At 72.5% G+C, this 18,764-nt stretch carries 12 protein-coding genes; 3 read left to right on the top strand and 9 right to left on the bottom strand.

Going from position 1 to position 18,764, the window contains the following annotated elements:
- Positions 1-30: 30 nt before the first annotated feature.
- Together GCU69_RS14620 and GCU69_RS14625 are read right to left on the bottom strand one after the other, a co-directional pair.
- A complete protein-coding gene (locus GCU69_RS14620; RefSeq protein WP_098755220.1) occupies positions 31-948 on the bottom strand; it encodes a LacI family DNA-binding transcriptional regulator in 918 nt (305 codons plus the stop codon).
- Positions 949-3,459, bottom strand: coding sequence for a glycoside hydrolase family 2 protein (locus tag GCU69_RS14625; protein ID WP_156206298.1), 2,511 nt, complete (start codon positions 3,457-3,459; stop codon positions 949-951).
- A 362-nt stretch (positions 3,460-3,821) separates the two neighbouring features.
- Here GCU69_RS14625 and GCU69_RS14630 point away from each other — a divergent pair, with 362 nt between their 5' ends.
- Positions 3,822-6,014, top strand: coding sequence for an alpha-galactosidase (locus tag GCU69_RS14630; protein WP_098755315.1), 2,193 nt, complete (start codon positions 3,822-3,824; stop codon positions 6,012-6,014).
- A gap of 101 nt (positions 6,015-6,115) precedes the next feature.
- On the opposite strand, the gene GCU69_RS14635 is transcribed toward GCU69_RS14630, so the two are convergent.
- The 5 genes from GCU69_RS14635 to GCU69_RS14655 all read right to left on the bottom strand — a co-directional run bounded on the left by GCU69_RS14635 (position 6,116) and on the right by GCU69_RS14655 (position 14,235).
- On the bottom strand, positions 6,116-8,227 hold the full coding sequence (locus tag GCU69_RS14635) for an alpha-galactosidase (protein WP_235978481.1): 2,112 nt from the start codon (positions 8,225-8,227) through the stop codon (positions 6,116-6,118).
- Positions 8,205-9,332 carry an ABC transporter ATP-binding protein gene (locus GCU69_RS14640; RefSeq protein WP_156206300.1) on the bottom strand — a complete coding sequence of 376 codons (1,128 nt, stop codon included), beginning with the start codon at positions 9,330-9,332 and terminating at the stop codon, positions 8,205-8,207. Before GCU69_RS14640 ends, GCU69_RS14635 begins: the two co-directional genes overlap by 23 nt.
- Positions 9,329-11,461 carry a dipeptide/oligopeptide/nickel ABC transporter permease/ATP-binding protein gene (locus GCU69_RS34565; RefSeq protein ID WP_306474103.1) on the bottom strand — a complete coding sequence of 711 codons (2,133 nt, stop codon included), beginning with the start codon at positions 11,459-11,461 and terminating at the stop codon, positions 9,329-9,331. The genes GCU69_RS14640 and GCU69_RS34565 overlap by 4 nt, the downstream gene beginning before the upstream one ends.
- Positions 11,462-11,480: 19 nt before the next feature.
- The gene (locus GCU69_RS14650; RefSeq protein ID WP_098755312.1) at positions 11,481-12,470 is read right to left on the bottom strand and encodes an ABC transporter permease; all 990 of its coding nucleotides are present in this window, start codon (positions 12,468-12,470) and stop codon (positions 11,481-11,483) included.
- 73 nt (positions 12,471-12,543) lie between these two features.
- Entirely contained in the window at positions 12,544-14,235 is a 1,692-nt protein-coding gene (locus GCU69_RS14655; protein ID WP_156206301.1) for an ABC transporter substrate-binding protein, read from the bottom strand.
- A 400-nt stretch (positions 14,236-14,635) separates the two neighbouring features.
- On the opposite strand from GCU69_RS14655, the gene GCU69_RS14660 reads away from it, so the two are divergent.
- Complete coding sequence (locus GCU69_RS14660) at positions 14,636-15,883, top strand: ROK family transcriptional regulator (protein WP_235978482.1); 1,248 nt, start codon at positions 14,636-14,638, stop codon at positions 15,881-15,883.
- Between the two features lie 259 nt (positions 15,884-16,142).
- Here the strand turns inward: GCU69_RS14660 and GCU69_RS14665 are convergent, their stop codons facing one another.
- Positions 16,143-17,180 carry an RICIN domain-containing protein gene (locus GCU69_RS14665; protein WP_098755309.1) on the bottom strand — a complete coding sequence of 346 codons (1,038 nt, stop codon included), beginning with the start codon at positions 17,178-17,180 and terminating at the stop codon, positions 16,143-16,145.
- A 338-nt stretch (positions 17,181-17,518) separates the two neighbouring features.
- On the opposite strand from GCU69_RS14665, the gene GCU69_RS14670 reads away from it, so the two are divergent.
- Positions 17,519-17,866 carry a hypothetical protein gene (locus tag GCU69_RS14670; RefSeq protein WP_156206302.1) on the top strand — a complete coding sequence of 116 codons (348 nt, stop codon included), beginning with the start codon at positions 17,519-17,521 and terminating at the stop codon, positions 17,864-17,866.
- 12 nt (positions 17,867-17,878) lie between these two features.
- Here the strand turns inward: GCU69_RS14670 and GCU69_RS14675 are convergent.
- Positions 17,879-18,750 (bottom strand): IS5 family transposase gene (locus tag GCU69_RS14675; protein ID WP_408055805.1). Its coding sequence is split into 2 segments (ribosomal slippage): positions 17,879-18,364 and positions 18,367-18,750, totalling 870 coding nucleotides; the frame shifts between segments, so codons are not numbered across the junction.
- Positions 18,751-18,764 lie beyond the last annotated feature (14 nt).

Below are 18,764 nucleotides of genomic sequence, written 5' to 3' on the forward strand. Positions count from 1 at the left end.
GCGCGGCACCCCCGCCGCCCCGTGCCGCCGCTACCGCGCCGCCGCCCCGTCCGCCACCTCCGCGCGGGCGGGGCTCGGGGCCGTGCTGCCGCGCGGCACCCACCGCGCGGTGGGCGACCGGCGTTCGGTGACCGGCAGCCCGTCGACCAGTTCGAGTACGGACTCGGCGACCGACACGCCGTACTGGTGCACGTCGACGCTCATCGTCGTGAGCGGCGGCGACGCCAGCCGGCACAGGGTCGAGTCGTCCCAGGCGACCAGCGACAGTTCGGCGGGCACCCGGACGCCCAGCTCCCGGGCCGCGGACAGGCCCGCGACGGCCATCACGTCGTTGTCGTAGAGGATCGCCGTGGGCCGGTCGGCGGAGCGGAGCAGTCCGGCGGTCAGCCGCTCCCCCGCCTCCTGCGAGTAGTCCCCCTCGACGACCACCGGGTCCGGCAGCCCCGCCGCCCGGCAGCCCTCCAGGAGCGCTGCGGTGCGCGCCCGGGTGTGCAGCAGCCCGGCGGGTCCGCTGACCCGGGCGACGCGCCGGTGGCCCAGTTCCAGCAGCCGTGCGAGGGCGTCGCGGACCGGTCCGGCGTCGTCGGTGCGCACGGCCGGAAAGGCGGGAGTCCGCGCGGTCCCCGGGCCGTCCTCCCAGGTGCCGACGAGCACGGCGGGCAGCTCCAGCTCGCGCAGCAGGGCGGGCCGCCGGTCGTCAGCGGTGAGGTTGACGACCGCCACGGCGTCGACCAGCCCGGACGCGGCCCACCGCCGGTACGCGGCCAGCTCGGCCTCCTGGTGCGCGACGACGTGCAGCAGCACGGACAGTTCACGCTCCGCGAGCCGCTCCTCGATCCCGGCGATGAACTCCATGAAGAACGGCTCGACACCCAGCAGCCGGGCCGGGCGGGCGAGCACCAGCCCGACCGCTCCGGCGCGGGCCCGTTCGTCGTCGGTTGCGGACACTCAGGAAGACACCTCCGGTGCGCTCGGTGCGCAGAGGGCGTTGGCGGACCGGAGCACCGACGGCCCCGTCAGCTCGGCCGGGTCCAGGCGTGCGCCGGTGCGCACCGTGAAGGAGCGGGTCTCCCCCGCCAGCAGCGTGACGAGCATGTCGTCGGTCTCGGCGTCCGGCGCGAGCCGGTCGGCGAGCACGGCGACGTCGCGGGCGAAGGAGCGGGCCGTGACGTCCACCCGGTAGCCGCCCGGTACGGGCACGGCGCGGGCGCTCAGCGGGTCCGGGTCGTAGGCCAGTTCGACGTCCTCCCGGAACAGGTGCACGGTGCGGATGTCGCCGGCGGTCGCGACCAGCAGCTCCCGCTCCGGCGCGGCCGGCTTGAGCAGCGACTCCGCCAGGTCCAGGGTGGCGGCGGACCGGGGCGCGACGTCCAGTTCGGTCTCGGCCGTCTCCAGCAGCGCGCCGTCGAAGGCCCGGCGCTCGGTGCGGACGGTCCCCCTCCAGGCGGTGTCCTCGTCGTTGACCGCCACCAGGACGCTGCGGCCCTCGCGGGGCTGCACGGTCAGCAGACGGGGCGCGTAGGCGTGCTTCAGCCCGTACCACAGCGGCTTGCGGCGCTCGTCGCCGTCGACCGCCGCCCAGGACGTGACCGGCCAGCAGTCGTTGAGCTGCCAGACGACGGAGCCGGCCGTGCGCGGCCACCAGGAGCGGAAGTGCTCGATGCCGAACGCGACCGCGCGGGCCTGGTTGAGCTGGGTCGTCCAGTGCCAGTCCGCGAAGGTCGAGGGCTCGGGCAGATGTCCGGCGAAGCCGCGGTCCAGCTTGCCGTTGCCGTCCTCCGCCTTCTGGTGCAGCAGGAAACCGGGCGAGGTGGGCGTCATCGGCTCATCATGCACCCAGCTCGTCAGGGTCGCCCAGGTGGGCGGGCCCTGGAAGCCGAATTCGGAGCAGAACCGCGGGACGTGGTCGCGGTAGGTGGTGTAGTCCAGCTCGTTCCACACCCGCCACTCGTGCCGGGTGCCGTGGTCCTGGTCGTTGGGGTGGACCGTCTCCAGCGCGAAACCGGGGCTGTACGGGCTGTTGGCGGAGTAGAAGCGGGTCGGGTCCAGCTCGGCGACGATCCGCGGCAGCAGCTCGGTGTAGTAGCCGTGGCCCCAGGTGCGGCCCTCCAGCTGCTCGGGCCAGCCCCAGTCGCAGTAGCCCCACATGTTCTCGTTGGCGCCGTTCCACAGGGCGAGGGAGGCGTGCGAGCTGAGCCGGGCGACGTTCTCGCGGGCCTCCGCCTCGATCTCGCCGCGGAGCGGCTCCTCCTCGGGGTAGGAGGCGCAGGCGAAGGGGAAGTCCTGCCAGACGAGGACGCCCCGCTCGTCGCAGACATCGTAGAAGTCCTCGGTCTCGTAGATCCCGCCGCCCCAGATGCGCAGCAGGTTCATGTGCGCGCCGACGGCCTGGTCGACGCGGCGTTCGAGGCGTTCCCGGGTGATGCGGGTGAGGAAGTGGTCGTCGGGGATCCAGTTGGCGCCCTTGACGAAGACGGGCCTGCCGTTGACGACGACGGTGAAGGGGGTGCCGGTCTCGTCGGGCGTGGTGTCGACGGTGACCGTGCGGAAGCCGATGCGGCGGGAGGCCGTGTCGAGCGCCGGGCCGTCCGCGGCGCCGCCGCCGGCGGTGCCCGCTTCCCGCAGTTCGACGGAGAGGTCGTAGAGCGGCTGGTCGCCGTAGCCGGCGGGCCACCACAGCCGGGCGTCCGGGACGGAGAGCGCGAGCGTCACGGAGCCGGTGCCCGCGGGGACGAGCAGCCCTTCCTCGTGGCCGCCGACCGAGGCGGTGAGCCGCAGATCGCGGTCGGCCGCCCGGCCGGAGCGCTCGATGTCGGCGTGCAGTTCGACCTGTCCGGTGCCGTCCTCGCCGACGGTCACCAGGGGGCGTACGCCCGCGATGCGCGCGCCGGTCCAGCGCTCCAGGCGCACGGGCTTCCAGATGCCGGCGGTCTGCAAATCCGGGCCCCAGTCCCAGCCGAAGCTGCACGCCATCTTGCGGACCATGTTGAACGGGTGGGGGTAGACGTGGTCGCGCCGCCCCAGCTCGCGCTCGACCTCCTCGGCGTACTCCAGGGCGGAGCGGAAGGAGACCACCAGCTCGTTGCCGCCCGGGCGCAGCAGGTCCCGTACGTCGAAACGGTACGAGCGGTGCATGTTGGCGGTGCTGCCGAGCACCGTGCCGTTCAGCTCCACGGTCGCGACGGTGTCGAGGCCCTCGAAGACCAGGTCGACGCGTTCGCCGTCCGCGGGCGTCGCGGTGGTGAAGGACAGCGTGTAGCGCCAGTCGGTGCGGTGCGCCCAGACCAGGTCCTCCTCGGTGCGGTCGAGGTAGGGGTCCGTGATCAGCCCGGCCGCGAGCAGGTCCAGATGGGCACTGCCCGGCACGGCGGCGGGCACCGTCCGGCCCGCGATCTCCGCGGGGACCGGGCCCGAGGTCGCCGACAGCTGCCAGCCGTCGTGCAAGGTCTGACGGATCATCCTCGATCAGCTCCAGGGTCGGGGGTCCGCGCGGCGCGGCGGCACTCGCGGAGAAGGGAAAGGTGCGGGGGAGGGCCGGGGGCGGTCACCTCGGCGGGGCCGCCCCGGGGTGGCCGGCCCGGGGAGGGTGGTCGGATGCGGGGTGGTCGGGCATGGGTGTGATCGGGTGTGGAGAGTGGGACGGGGCGGTCCGTACGGCGGAGGGCGAAGGGTGGGAGACGTCGGGCGGGGGGCGGGGAGAAGTCTTCCGGTGGTTCCTCTTGTGCGGCACGGGCCCCGTCCTGGATTCTTACGCCACTGAATTAAGTAAGTCAACATCGTTGCGACCCGGCACACCGACCGACGGCAAGGAAGAAGATCCCGTGGCAACTCCCCCCGCTTCCCCCGGCTCCGGCACCGCACACCTGCGCGCCGCCGGGGTGAGTCTCGTTCTCGACCTCACCGGCGGCACCCTGCCCCGGGTGCTGCACTGGGGCTCCGATCTCGGCCCCCTCGGCCCCGCCGCGACGGACGCCCTGCGGCTCGCCCGGCGCTCCCAGCCGATCGGCTTCTCGGTGGACGGCCCGGTGGACGTGGCGGTGCTGCCGGAGCAGTCGGCGGGCTGGCTCGGCACCCCCGGGCTCGCGGGCCACCGCGCCGGCCGGGACTTCTCCACGGCCTTCCGGGTCCGCGAGGCCGCCACGACGGCCATCGGCGGCGGCCCGGTGCGGGACGGCGAGGGCGGCCGGGTCACCGTACGCGCCGCCGACGACACCGCCGGCCTGGAGTTGGAGCTGGAACTGGAACTCACCGCCTCCGGCCTGGTGCGCCAGCGCGCGTCCGTCGTCAACACCGCCGGCACGCCTTACACCGTCGACGCCGTCAACCTCACCCTGCCCGTACCGCCCGAGGCCACCGAACTCCTCGACTTCACCGGTCACCACCTGCGCGAACGGCACCCGCAGCGGACCGCCTTCACGCACGGGCTGCGGATGCGCGAGAACCGCACCGGCCGCACCGGATACGACGCCGCCCATCTGCTCGTCGCGGGCACCACCGGCTTCGGCGCCCGCTCCGGCGAGGTCTGGGGCGTGCACACCGCCTGGTCCGGCAACCACCGCACCTTCGCCGAACGCACCTTCCACGCCGTCTCGCTGCTCGGCTCCGGCGAACTCCTGCTCGCGGGCGAGGTCGAACTCGCCCCGGGCGAGCGCTACGACACGCCCTGGCAGTACGGCTCGTACGGCGGCCGCGGGCTCGACGAGCTGTCCGCGCGCTTCCACCGCGACCTGCGGGCGCGCGCGCACCATCCGCACACGCCCCGCCCGGTCGTCGTCAACACCTGGGAAGCCGTCTACTTCGACCACGACCTCACCCGGCTGCGGCAGCTGGCCGACGCGGCCGCGGCGGTCGGCGCCGAGCGGTTCGTGCTCGACGACGGCTGGTTCGGCGCCCGCCGCGACGACCGTCGGGCGCTCGGCGACTGGTACGTCTCCGACGAGGTCTGGCCGGACGGCCTCGGCCCGCTCACCGACCATGTCACCGGGCTCGGCATGGAGTTCGGCCTCTGGGTGGAACCCGAGATGATCAACGAGGACTCCGACCTCGCCCGTGCCCACCCCGACTGGATCATGTCCGCCGGCGACCGGCTGCCCGGCCCGGCCCGCTCCCAGCAGGTGCTCGACCTGGCCCGGCCGGAGGCGTACGCGTACATCCTGGAACGCCTGGACGCCCTGCTCACCGAGTACCCGATCGGCTGTCTCAAGTGGGACCACAACCGGGACCTGGTCGAGGCCGGGCACCGGCCCACCGGGCGCGCCGGGGTGCACGGCCAGACCACGGCCGTCTACCGGCTGCTGGACGAGCTGCGCCGCCGCCACCCGGCCGTGGAGATCGAGTCCTGCTCCTCCGGCGGCGGCCGCGTCGACCTCGGCATCCTCCAGCGCACCGACCGGGTCTGGGTGTCCGACTGCATCGACGCGCTGGAGCGGCAGCGGATCCAGCGCTGGACCAACGCGCTGATCCCGCTGGAGCTGATGGGCACCCACGTCGGCTCCGGACTGGCGCACACCACCGACCGCCGGCACCCGCTCGACTTCCGGGCGGGCACGGCCCTCTTCGGCCACTTCGGCATCGAGTGGGACCTGACCGCGGCCGACCCCGCGGACGTGGCGCGGCTGGCCGAGTGGGTCGCGCTCTACAAGGAACTGCGCGGGCTGCTGCACACCGGCACGGCCGTGCACGGCGACCATCCCGATCCGGCGGTCGAGGTGCACGGCGTCGTCGCGGAGGACGGCTCGGACGCGCTGTACGCGATCGTCGCGCACGGCAGCTCCGACCAGTACCCGACGGGTCCCGTGCGGCTGCCGGGGCTGGAGCGCGACGCCGTCTACCGGGTGCGTCCGCAGGCCCCCGGCGACGTGCCGGACGGCAACGCCCACCGGTGGGGCGTCCCGCTGCCGTGGTGGACCCCGGAGGGCGTCGAACTGCCCGGCCGGGTGCTGGAAGCCGCCGGGGTGCAGGCCCCGGTGCTCTTCCCGGAGCGGCTGGTGCTGCTGCGCGCGACCCGCGTCTGACGGCCGCCGCCACGCCGCGCGGCGGCAGGTGAGCGGCGGCCCGGCCTCGACGGCCGGGCCCCCGTCGCGCGGAGCCGCACCCCGCCGCGGGCGGTGCACCCTCAGCCGCGCCGCAGCCGCAATACCCGGGCGGCCGGGCCGGTCGCCGGGCAGGACACGTGCAGCACGCCGCGCTCCGCGTCCCAGCGCAGCGGCCACTCCGGCGCGCCCGCGGGGAACAGCACCTCCGCCACGGCCTCCGCGCCGCGCAGCTGCCGTACGGGCACCTCCAGCTCCGTATCCGCCCCGGGCCGGTGCCACAGCGTCAGCCAGCTCTCGGATCCGTCCGGCGACCGCAGGCCCTGCGCCACCCACGGCCCGGGCGTCCCGGCCAGGCCGAGCGGCCACCAGGGCAGGGACTCCGCGATGCGCGGCAGCAGCCCCTTGTGCGCGGCGACCGCCTCCCGGACGAGGGCGAGCCGCGCGGGAGCCATCAGGTCCAGCCGGCCCGCGAGACAGAGCCGGCCCAGGACACCGGTGGCGAGGGTGAACGCCGCCTCCTCCTCCGTCATGTCCTGTTGCGCGTAGGTCCAGTTGCCGGCCTGCTCCGGCAGCACGGACGCCGGGGCGGCGGCCGCGACCGGCGGGTAGAGCAGCGGGTTCTGCTGGTCGGAGGTGGACTGCAGGTGCAGCCGCGACAGCATCGCGTAGTCCATCCGCATCGCGCCCGAGGCGCAGTTCTCGATCAGCAGCCGGGGGTGGCGTTCGAGGAGGGAGTCGAGCCAGTCGAGATGGGCCCGGTTGTGTGCGAGCAGCCCCTCGCCCGGGGACGTGCCGCCGAGATCGGTGCCCGGCCCCGGCATGATGTTGTGGTCGAGCTTGAGGAAGCCGACTCCGAAGTCGGCGACGAGCCGGTCCACCACCGCGTCGACATGGGCCCGTGCCGCCGGGTGCCGCAGGTCCAGGTGGTGGCGGCCGTGTTCGACGACGCGGGCGCCGTACCGCTGGAAGAACGCCTCGTCGGGCAGCGCGGCCGCGACCGGTGACTCCACGCCCACGACCTCCGGCTCCAGCCACAGGCCCGGCACCATGCCGCGCTCCCGGATCCGGTCGGTGACCTCGCCCAGCCCGCCGGGGAAGCGGGTCGCCGAGGGCTGCCACGCGCCCACGCTCACCCACCAGTTGCCGTCCTCGTCGTACCAGCCGGCGTCCACGCAGTAGTAGTCGGCGCCCGCCTCGGCGGCGGCGTCGATCAGCGGCAGCAGCTTCTCGGTGGTCGGGTCGCCCATCAGGGTGTTCATGTAGTCGTTGAAGACCACCGGGAGACGCCGCCGGTCGGGCCGGCCCGCGCGCAGCGCCCGGCGCTGGCGGGTGAGCGCCGCCATGGCGTCGTCGACGCCGCCGGCGGCCACGGCCACGGACACCGGCACGGAGCTGAACTCCCGCCCCGCCCCCACGGTGGTGCTCCACTGGTGCTCGGCGTCGGTCGGCCCGAGCAGGGCCACGTACGCCCCGGTGCGCCGCTCGCCGACCTCCCAGTGCCAGCCGCCGTTGTGCTCGATCTGCCAGGCCACCGACCAGGCGTCGTCCCGCGCGACCAGCGCCCCGGTCGGCAGGTGCTCCCCGGTGGACCAGGAGCTGCGCGAGGTCAGCGCGAAGCGGCCGCGCGGCGGGTGGTGATGGATCTCCGGGTCCATGGCGACGAGGCCCGCCGCGCGCAGCGGGGTGCGGTGCCAGCGGTTCTCGGCGACCCAGTCGGAGTCGCCGTGCAGCAGGTCGCAGGTGTCCACGGTGCGCCCGGCGTCCGCGAGGAAGGCGCCGGTGACGAACGAGGTGACGGCCTGGAGCCGGACGGTGCCCGGCCCCTCGGCTGCGACCTCCGTCCAGGCCCGCACCGCCGGCACCCCGTCGGCGGCCCGGAAGACACTGGTGACGAGCAGACCGGTGACCGGGTCCCGCTGGAGGACGCGCAGCTCGGCGGCGCCGCCGGTGCGGCAGGTGGTGTGCCGTACGTAGCGCAGCCGGGCACCGGTGACCGTGTCGGCGTAGCGGTGGCTGCCGGGGAAGCGGCCGTGGCCGAGTGCCTGGATCTCGACGAGCGGTGCGGCCTCCGCCGGGTCGCCCGCGGGCCGCGCGGCCGGGAGCCCGGCCGGGCGCAGCGACAGCAGGGCGACGGGCCGGTCCCCGCCGGTGCGCAGGACCAGCCGGACGTCACCGGCGGACCACGCCAGCACGGCCCCCACCGTCCTTTCCGGCGTCCTTTGCGGCACCCTTTCCGGCATCTTTTCCGGCGTCCTTTGCGGCGTCCTTCTCCGCACCGGCAGGGCCGCCGCCGGCGGAGGCCCCCGGGGCACCCTCGGGGCCGCCCGGCCCGCCCGCGTGCAGCCAGCACTTGGCGAAGTGGCCGTCGCCGACGGCGTGGTCCCGCACCGGCTTCGAGCAGACGTCCATCACCCTGGGGCAGCGGTCGCGGAAGTTGCAGCCCGCGTCGGCGAGCGGCACCGCCCGGGCCCCGGCGGGTTCGACCGCGGCCCCGGTGAGCCCGCCGGCCCGGCCGCGGGCGGCGTCGGGGTTGGGCGCCGCCGCGGCGAGCAGCTGGGTGTAGGGGTGCTGCGGATTGAGGATCACGTCGTCCGCGGCGCCGCGTTCGACGACCCGTCCGCGGTACATCACCAGGATCTCGTCGGAGAAGTGCCGGGCCGTGGCCAGGTCGTGGGTGATGTAGAGGACGGCGAGGTCGTCCTCGCGCTGGAGCCGGGCGAGCAGGTTGAGCACGCCGAGCCGGATGGAGACGTCCAGCATGGAGACGGGTTCGTCGGCGATGACGACCTGCGCCCCGGGGGCCAGCGCGCGGGCGATGGCGACGCGCTGGCGCTGGCCGCCGGAGAGTTCGTGCGGGCGGCGCTGGGCGACGTTGGCGGCGGGGGTGAGGTTGACGCGCTCCAGCAGCTGTTCGACCAGGGCGCGGGTCTCGGCCTTCTTCCCGGCGCGCCCGTGCAGTTTGAGCGGGCGCACCAGGTGGTGCTCGATGGTGTGGAAGGGGTTGAGCGAGGCGAAGGGGTCCTGGAAGACCATCTGGACGTGGTCCCGGTAGTGCCGGCGGTCGACCGGGGCGCCGCCGGGGGCGGTGGCGGTGATCCGTCCGGCGGTGGGCCGCTCCAGCCGCGCGATCATCCGGGCGACGGTGGACTTGCCCGACCCGGACTCGCCGACGAGCGCGACGGTGCGGCCGGGTTCGAGGGTGAAGGACACGTTGTCCACCGCGCGGAGCCTGGAGTGCCGCAGGCCGGAGCGGATGGAGAAGTCCTTCACCAGGTCGCGGACCTCGAGCGTGGTCATCGCGGAGCCCTCTCGTTCGGGTGCTGTTCGGCGCCGGGGCCGTCGGTGATGCCGGCGGCCGCTGCCCCGCCGGTGCGCGCACTGTCCGTGTGCGAGCTGTCGATGCGCGGGCTTTCCGTGCGCGGGCTGTCGGTGTGGGGGCTGTCCGCGCGCGGACCGCCGGTGCGCGGACCGTCCGCCGGCTCCCGGTCGCGGTCCTCGCCGGTACGGATGAAGGAGCCGCGTTCGCCGGTCAGGCTCGGGAAGGAGTCCAGCAGCTGCCGGGTGTAGGGGTGCCGGGGCTGCCGGTGCAGTTCCTCGGCGGCGGCGTACTCGACGACCTCGCCCTCGCGCATGACGGCGATCCGGTCGCTCAGCTCCAGCAGCAGCGGCAGGTCGTGGGTGATGAAGACGACGGCGAAGCCCAGCTCGTCGCGGAACCGCAGGATCTCGCGGAGGATGCCGCGCTGGACCACCACGTCGAGCGCCGTGGTCGGCTCGTCCATGATCATGACCTGCGGGTCGAGCAGCAGCGCCATGGCGATCATCACGCGCTGCCGCATGCCGCCGGACAGCTCGTGCGGATACGAGTCGAGCCGCCGCGGGTCGACACCGACGAGGCGCAGCACCTCGGTGCAGCGCTCCCTGCGCGCGGCGCGCGACATCTCGGGCCGGTGGGTGGTGAGTACGTCGTCGAGCTGGGCGTGGACGGAGATGACCGGGTTGAGGGCGTTCATCGCGCCCTGGAAGACCATCGACAGCTTGGACCAGCGGAAGCTGCGGAGTTCCTCGCTCGCGAGGCCCAGCACGTCGATGTCGTCCCCCTCGCGGTCGTGGAGGACGACGGAGCCGGACGTCACCTCGGCCGGCGGCCGGTGCAGCCGGTTGATCGCGTACGCCAGGGTCGTCTTGCCGCAGCCGGACTCCCCCGCCAGCCCCAGGATCTCGCCGCGTCCCAGGGTCAGCGAGACGTCCTTGACGGCGTGCACGGGCGACTCGACCTGGTAGACGACATTGAGGTTGCGGACGGTGAGCACGGGGTCGGCGTGGACGTGCTCGGCGCCGGAGCCGGCGGGGACGGCGGCTGCCGGGGCGGCGCTGTCCCCGCCGTCTCCCGCACCCGCGTTCGCAGCCGGGCCCGCACCCGCGTTCGCGCCCGCGCCGACGGCGCCGCTCGCGATGAGTTCGCGCCCGCCGCCCCCGGCCTTCGAAACGTTGCGCAGCTTGGGGTTGATGATTTCGTCGATGGAGAAGTTGATCAGTGCCAGACCGCAGCCGAAGAGCGCGATGATCATGCCGGGCGGCACGAACCACCACCAGGCGCCGCGCTGGAGCGCGAAGCCGTTCTGGGCGTAGTAGAGCATCGTGCCGAGCGTCGAGGAGTTCGACGCCCCGAGGCCGAGGAAGGCCAGGCCCGCCTCGCTGAGGATCGCCAGGATGACGGCGAAGACGAACTGCGAGGCCAGCAGCGGCAGCAGATTGGGCAGGATCTCCACGGTCACCACGCGCCACGGCTTCTCGCCGGCGACCTTGGCCGCGGCGACGTAGTCGCGGTTGCGCAGCGAGAGGGTCTGGGCGCGCAGCACCCGGGAGGACGCCGCCCAGCCGGTGATGGCCAGCACGATGGCGATGGTCCACCAGCCGCGCTGGTCGGCGGGCACGAACCCGGCGATGACGATGACCAGCGGCAGGCCGGGAATGACCAGCATGACGTTGGAGAGGAGGGAGAAGCCCTCGTCGACGGCACCGCCGACGTATCCGCCGATGATGCCGAAGAACGCGGACAGCATCGTCGCCAGGACGCCGACCAGCAGGCCGATCTGGAGCGATCCGCGGGTGGCCTGGGCGAGTTGGGCGAGGACGTCCTGGCCGGTCTGGGTGGTGCCGAGGAGGAAGTCTCCGCTCGGCGGGGTCATGCTGATGTTGCGGACGGTGTCCGGGTCGCCCGTGAACAGCGGCCCGAGCAGGCCCCACAGGGCGATGGCACAGACCAGGCCGAGGCCCACGGCGAGCTTCGGCGACCAGCTGGGGACCAGGGAACGCAGGCCGCTGCGGGGGCGGCCGGAGGGTGTCGGGGCACCGGTCGCGGCTGCCGGGTCCGCCTCGGTGCCGTCGGCCGCCTCGGTGGTGGCCGGGCTGAGATTCGTCACGGTGTCGGCTCCTTGGCTGTCACTGGCCGGCTCGGGTACGGGGGTCGATGAGTCCGTAGAGCAGGTCGACGACGAGGTTGGCGCCCAGCACGGCCACGGTGATCACCAGGAAGATGCCCTGCATCAGGGCGTAGTCGTTGTTCTGCACGGCCTGTAGGAGCTTCCCGCCGATGCCGGGGTAGGAGAACACCTGCTCGGTGAGGATCGACCCGGAGACGACGAAGCCCAGGGAGATCGCGAATCCGGCGACGGAGGGCAGGACCGCGTTCCGCGCGGCGTAGTGCGTCATGATCCGGCTGTTGCGCAGGCCCTTCGCCCGGGCGGTGAGGATGTAGTCCTCGGACATGGCCGAGACCATCATGTTCCGCATGCCGAGCAGCCAGCCGCCGACCGAGGAGATGACGATGGTCAGCGCGGGCAGCGTGCCGTGGAAGATCGCTGACTGGACGAACTCGGCGTTCCAGCCCGGGTCGAAGACCACGTCGTAGCCGCCGAGCAGCGGGAACCAGCGCAGTGCCGAGCCGAAGACCGCGACCAGGATCAGCGCCAGCCAGAAGTAGGGGACGGCGGCCAGCACCGTCGTGGCGGGCACCAGTGAGTCGAGCCAGGTGCCGCGCTTCCAGCCGACGACCGTGCCGAGCACGATGCCGAGCGCGAAGGACATCAGCGTCGCGATGCCCACCAGCACGATGGTCCAGGGCAGCGACTGGAAGATCACTTCGGAGGCCGGCGTCGGGAAGACGCTGACCGAGATGCCCAGGTCGCCCCTGACGAGATTGCCCAGATACGCGACGTACTGGTCCCACAGGGGCTGCTGGGTGTCGGTTCCGAGGAGTAGCTCGTAGGCCCGGCGCACCGACGGGTCCACCGAGCCGCCGCGTTGCTGAAGCCTCGCCATCAGGGTGTCCACCGGATTGCCCGGCATCAGCCTCGGGATGAAGAAGTTCAGCGTCAGGGCCGCCCACAGCGCGACCACATAGAACGCCAGCTTCCGGATGTAGTACCTCATCGATGCCTGCCGCCAATCACCACGGGCTCCTCCTCGAAACCACTCGACTCACCGGTCCGCCGTCACCGCCGCGTCACTTGCCGGCGGGCTTCAGCGACATGAAGATCTGCGCGTGGTCGGGACGGCTCCAGATGGCCGGGAAGGCGTAGAGGTCGTCCTCCGTCGGCCAGCCGGTGAACTGCTCGGCGTTGTACTCGCTGGTGGTGCCGCCGGTGAGCACCGGGATGTACGGCATGTCCTGCTCCAGCGTGGTCTGGATGGTGTCGTAGTGCGGCTGCCGCGCCTCGGTGTCCTCGCTGTCGATCTTCTTCAGCTCGGCGAGGGCCTTGTCGACGGCCGCGCTCTTGTAGCGCGAGAAGTTCGGGTTCGCCGCCTCGCCGACCGGTGCCGTGGAGGAGGAGCTGTAGAAGTAGCTGTAAACGTAGTACGGGTCGGGCGCCGGGCCCGGGTACAGGGAGTCGATGATCAGCTCGTACTCGCCCTGGGCGCGGGTGTCGGACCACTCGTTCCAGGACAGCTGCTGCGGCGTGATCTTGATGCCGGCCTTCTTCAGCTGCTGGCCGATGGTGTCCAGCGCGGTGATGTAGTCGGTCCAGCCGGTGACGACCTTGACCCCCAGCTCCAGCTTCTTGCCGTTCCTGGCGTAGATGCCGTCGGAGCCCTTCCGGTAGCCGGCCTCCTCCAGGATCTCCGTGGCCCGGTTCGCGTCCGGCTTCATCGGCGCGATGTCGTTCTCCAGCTCCTTCGACACCATCTCCTTGTCGCGCTCGGGGAGGGCGAACCCGGGTGAGATCTCGGAGGAGGTGCCCTGGAAGGCGAGGGAGTTGATCTGCTCGCGGTCCAGGGCGTGATAGATCGCCCGGCGGACGGCCGGGTCGGTCTGCGGGCCCTTGCAGCCGAGGTCGGCGTTGGAGCAGGTCATCAGGACGGTCTGGTTCATCGGGACCGTGACGGCCTTGTAGCCCGGGTAGTTCTTCTCGACGTTCTGGATGTCGGGCACCGGGCCGGTCTGCCAGTCGATCTTCCCGGCGGCGAGGGCGTCGGCGCCGGACTGGTTGCCGGAGAGCGAGAGGTAGCGGACCTTCTTCAGCTCCGGCTCGCCACCCCAGTAGCCGGGGTTGGCGGCGAGGGTGAAGGCCTGCGGCTTGAAGCTGTCGAGCTTGAACGGGCCCGTGCCGACGGGCTCCTTCATGACGTCCTTCGACGGGTCCTTGATCTTGCCCCAGATGTGCTCGGGCACGATCCAGATCTTGCCGAGGAGCTGCGGGCCCTCCATGTAGGCCGGGTCGTCGAAGGTGATCTTCACATGGGTGTCGTCGACCGCCTCGGCCTTGCCCTGGTAGCCGGTGTTGTTCATGGACGGGTGCTTGGTGATCATGTCCAGCGTGAAGACGACGTCGTCGGCGGTGAACTGCTCGCCGTCGCTCCACTTCACGTCGCCGCGCAGGGTGACGGACAGTTCGGTGCCGTCCTCGTTCCAGGAGAACTCGGTGCCGAGCAGCGGCTTCGGCTCCGTCTCGCCGGTGACGTTGTAGAAGAACAGCGACTCGAAGATGGTGCCCGGCCCGTCGATCATGCTCGGCGAGTACGGGTTGAAGTTCGCCTGGTAGTCGCCGGACTGGCCGGTGAAGGCGACCAGGGTGTCGTCGCCGCCCGACGACGAGCCGCCGCCCGAGCCGGAGCATCCGCCGGCCAGCAGCGCGGCCGCGGCCGCCATGCCGACGGACGCCGTGCGCACGCGCCGGCGCTTTGCCTGCAGGAACATAGTCGGTCCTCTCATCACTGGCCGGCACTCCGACGTGCCCGGTGCGCCCGCCCGTTGTGGGCGTCGTGAGGTCGTTTCGAGATTGTTAAGACGCCGAATAAAGAAAGTCAATACCCCGGTGACACCGGGATCCCGGGGGTCCCACGACACGCAACCGCTCCGTGACCACTCCGTGACCGGACGGGGGCGGGCGGCACTGCGGCCTCTCCGGCCGGAATGACCGGCACCGGGCGGCGACTTCGGGCAGGGACTTCGTAAGTCAACTAAAGTAAGCACGTTCCGCCGGTGCGACCCGCCGCCGGACGCCCCGGATATCGTGAGCGGCGCACCCAGGCGCAGGCGGAGGAACCCAGTGACCGGACCGGCTCAGGCCACACCTCATACGAGCAGCAGGTCGGCCGTGCTCGACGTGATCCGCGCGGCGGGCACCATCAGCCGGGTCGGGCTCGTCCGCGCCACCGGCTTCACCGGCGCCACCATCTCGACCGTCGTCCGGCGCCTCATCGACGACGGCCTGGTCCTGGAGACCGGCCGCGCCGAGTCCACCGGCGGCAAGCCCCGGGTGCTGCTCCAGCTCAACCAGAGCGCGCGGTACGCGGTCGGCGTCCATCTCGACATCGCCGGCATCACGTACGTCCTGACGAACCTCGGCGGCTCGGTCGTCGCCCGCATGTCCCGCGCCGGCGCCGGAGCCGAGGACCCGCCCGTCGTCGTGGAGCGGATGGCCCGCGAGGTGGACGCGCTCATCGAGGGCGTCGGCGTGGACCGGGACCTGGTGATGGGCCTCGGCCTCGTCTCCCCCGGACCGCTCACCCCGACCAGCGGGATGCGCCTCACCCCGCCCGCGATGCGGCCCTGGGAGGACTTCCCGCTGGACCGGGCGCTGGAGGAGGCCACCCGGCTGCCGGTCGTGCTGGACAACGACGCCACCGCCGCCGCCCTCGGCGAGCACTGGTCCGGGGTCGTCGGCGGCAGCTCGACCTTCGCCGCCCTCTACATGGGCACCGGCATCGGCGCCGGGCTGCTCGTCAACGGCCTCACCTACCGCGGTGCCAGCGGCAACGCGGGCGAGATCGGGCACATCTGCCTCGACGTGGACGGCCCCGAGTGCTGGTGCGGCGCGTACGGCTGCACCGAGGTCCTCGCCGGACCGGCCGCGGTCGTGGCGGCGGCCCGCGCGGACGCGGAGCTGGCGCGGGCGGCGGGCCTGACCGACGGCGACGGGGAGCCGTCGCGTCCGTCCGTGGTCGCGGAGTTCGCGGCCGTGGCCCGCGCGGCGCGGGCCGGACAGCCGGCGGCCCGCGCCATCCTGGACCGCTCGGCCCGCCACCTCGCGGTCGCGGCCCGCACCCTGGCCAACATCATGGACCTGGAGCTGCTCGTCCTCACCGGTCCCAGCCTGGCCATCGCCGGATCGACGTATCTGCCGGTCGTGCAGGAGGAGATGGACCGCGCGTTCTTCTCCCGCGCCACCCACCCGGTCACCGTGCGGCTCTCCACCTCGGCCGCGACGGCCCCGGCGATCGGGGCGGCCACGATGGTGCTCCAGAGCGAGCTGGTCCCGCTGCGGCAGGGGCTGCGGCTGCCGGAGGACCTGTCCGACGCGGAGCCGGGCGGGACGGCGCGTACGGGTGCGGCCGGCGGCTGACGAGGGCACCCCGGCGGCCGGAAGGCGCGCAGGGGCCCGCACACCATGGTGCGAGCCCCTGTCCGTGCCGGCGTCGGTGCCGCCGTCCGCGCCGTTCGGCCTTACGGCTTCCCGTACCGCTTTCCGTACGGCTTTCCGTACGGCTTTCCGTACGGCTTTCCGTACGGCTTTCCGTACGGGTGTCCCTCCGGGTGTCCGTGGGACTGTCCGTCCGGCCGGCGGCCCGGTTGCCCGTCCGGGTGTCCCTCCGGCCGCCCGGCTAGCTGCGGCAGGTCGTGAACTCCGGGCTGGTCTGGGCCAGATAGACGCTGGTCCGGCCCTGGTCGTCACTCATCAGCGGAACGGTGACGGAGTCCTCCGCCGTCCACGGGTGGCCGTTCGCGTCGAACGTCCACTCGCCGGTCACCGTCGTCGCCAGTTCCGACAGCGCCACCCAGCCGTAGTGCCGCGAGGGCACGGTGATCTCCAGGCTGTTGCCGAGCTCCTGGCTCAGGTCATAGGTGACCTCGCCGTTGACGGAGTAACTGACCTTGGCCTGCACCGGGCTCGGCTCCCCCGCGCCGACCTCCGTGGTGAAGGACACGCCGATCCTGCTCGACCAGCCGGACGTGGTGGTCAGCGAGAACGTCCACGGCACCGGCGCGTCGGTGCCGTTGTACCAGACCGGCGACACGCACACCTTGGGCAGCGGTTCGGCCGGGGCCTGGGTGCCCTTCGACCAGGAGCAGGTCGACGCGTCGCCCCGGCAGCGCTCCGCGGCGTGGTCCACGGCGGCCTCGAACGCGGCGCCGCTCGCCGACGCGGGGATCCGCCACTGCTGCGGCTCGGTGCCGTTGCAGTCGTACGTCTGGGTCCACGCGTCCTCGTGCTGGGCGCCCAGGACGACGTCGACGCACTTGTGGTCTCCGGCGTTGCGGAGCATGAAGGTGTCGGCGGCGCCGTTCACCGGCTGGAAGTACCAGCGCTGGCCGGCCGCCCCGGAACAGGACTGCTGCCTGAGCGGAAGACCGGTCTGGAGGCACTTGCCGGTGCCGTCGTTGACGAGCGTGAACGACCCGTCGGCGCGCGGGGCGGCGCTCCACCGCTGGTGGTACCCGGGCGCGGAGTTGGTGACGACGAAGACGCCGTCCCCGGTGTTGCCGTTCTGCACGTCCAGGTTCAGGCCGCTGTTGGCCGAGGTGAACGTCAGTCCGCTCAGGGCCGGGTCACGGGCCCGGACCGTGCTCTTCTCCGCCGTACCCGGCTGCGCTGCGGCTGTCTGCGCCGTACCCGGCTGCGCTGCATCTGTCCGCGCCATACCTGGCTGCGCCGTATCCGGCTGCGCTGCGGCTGTCCGCGCTGCGGCCTTTCGCGCCGTTGCGGCCTCGCCTGTGCCGGCCTGCGCCGTGCCGGCCTGGACGGCCAGTCCGAACGTGACGGACAGTGTGGCGAGGATGACGGCTGACGTCCTGGTCAAGCCCCTGCGGGCGGGCGGTGTCAAGCGGAACCCCCTGGCTGGATGGCATGGGCGGAGCGCGAAAACCGGGCGTGCGGCGGGCAGTTCGCCCTTAGGAGCTCTCTTTCGGATCACTTGGTGACGGTTCGATTTCAGGGCCTGCTGATTCCGATGGAGCTGCCGCCTGCGACGATGCGCTGGTGAGCTATGACCTTGCGGTGTGGGACGGCGACCGTCCACTCAACGACGGCCAAGCGGGCTCGACCTACGACGAGCTCTTCGAGCGCTACCTAGAGTCGGACGATGTTGTCGTACCTCCGGTGCCGCGCATCGTGGCCTACGTGGAAGCCCTCGTCGCGCGGTACCCGGACGACGAGGGCAGTGGCGTATGGGCGTCACCGCCGGTCATTGGGGAGGCATCGGGGCCGATGGTGTACCTGCTCATGTCTTATGGCAAGGCTGAGGAGGTGTCCGAGTACGCCTCTGCGCTGGCTCGCGAGCATGGACTTGTCTGCTTCGATCCGCAGGCGGAACGCCTCCGGCCGTGAGCTGCCTTTCTCTCAGCGGGCAGACCATAGGAAGATGCCAGCAATGTGGAGTCCGGCCAGGTAGATGGTGGCGGTCTTCTCGTAGCGGGTGGCGATGCCGCGCCACTGCTTGAGGCGGTTGATGCACCGCTCGACGGTGTTGCGCTGCTTGTAGGCTTCACGGTCGAAGGCCGGTGGCCTGCCGCCTTGGCTGCCGCGTCGCAGCCGGTGGTTCCGCTGGTCCGCCGGGATGGGGATCACCGCCCGGATACCGCGTTTGCGCAGGTGGGCGCGGATCGCGCGAGATGAGTAGGCCTTGTCGGCCAGGACTACGTCCGGCCTGGTGCGCGGACGACCGCGCCGTCGAGGAACACGCAGGCGGGCCATGACACCAGCGAAGGCGGGCGCGTCGCCGGCCTGTCCGGCGGTGAGGACGAACGCGAGCGGCCGACAGCGGGCATCGGCAGCAAGGTGAATTTTCGTGGTCAGCCCGCCGCGGGAGCGACCGATGGCGTGGTCGTCCGGCTCGCCGACCGGGGCCCCTTTTTACGAGCTCCGGCCGCGTGCTGGTGAGCCCGCACGATCGTGGAGTCCACCGACACGGCCCAGCTCAGGTCCTCATCCGCGTCGGCCTGGGCAACCAGGGCGGTGAACACCCGCTCCCAGGTGCCGTCCAAGGCCCACATCCGCAACCGGTTGTAGACGCCCCGCCAGTTGCCGTACCTCTCCGGCAGGTGCACCCACTGCGTGCCGGTCTGGAACTTGTAGGCGATCGCGTCGATCATCTGGCGATGATCCCGCCAGCGCCCACCCCGCTTCGGTGTCCGGTCCGGGAGCAACGGCTCGATCCGCGCCCACTGCGCATCAGTCAACGGCACACCCGGACCAACGACCGACTGATCCAAACGAAACTGCCTAG

The sequence above is a fragment of the Streptomyces lycii genome (assembly GCF_009735685.1).
Taxonomy (GTDB): domain Bacteria; phylum Actinomycetota; class Actinomycetes; order Streptomycetales; family Streptomycetaceae; genus Streptomyces; species Streptomyces lycii.

Bases quoted from the DNA above. Each gene is read 5' to 3' on its own strand.
- GCU69_RS14650 (WP_098755312.1), bottom strand. From the start codon at position 12,470: ATGAGGTACTACATCCGGAAGCTGGCGTTCTATGTGGTCGCGCTGTGG.
- GCU69_RS14640 (WP_156206300.1), bottom strand. From the start codon at position 9,332: ATGACCACGCTCGAGGTCCGCGACCTGGTGAAGGACTTCTCCATCCGC.
- GCU69_RS14625 (WP_156206298.1), bottom strand. From the start codon at position 3,459: ATGATCCGTCAGACCTTGCACGACGGCTGGCAGCTGTCGGCGACCTCG.
- GCU69_RS14665 (WP_098755309.1), bottom strand. From the start codon at position 17,180: ATGGCGCGGACAGATGCAGCGCAGCCGGGTACGGCGCAGACAGCCGCA.
- GCU69_RS14655 (WP_156206301.1), bottom strand. From the start codon at position 14,235: ATGTTCCTGCAGGCAAAGCGCCGGCGCGTGCGCACGGCGTCCGTCGGC.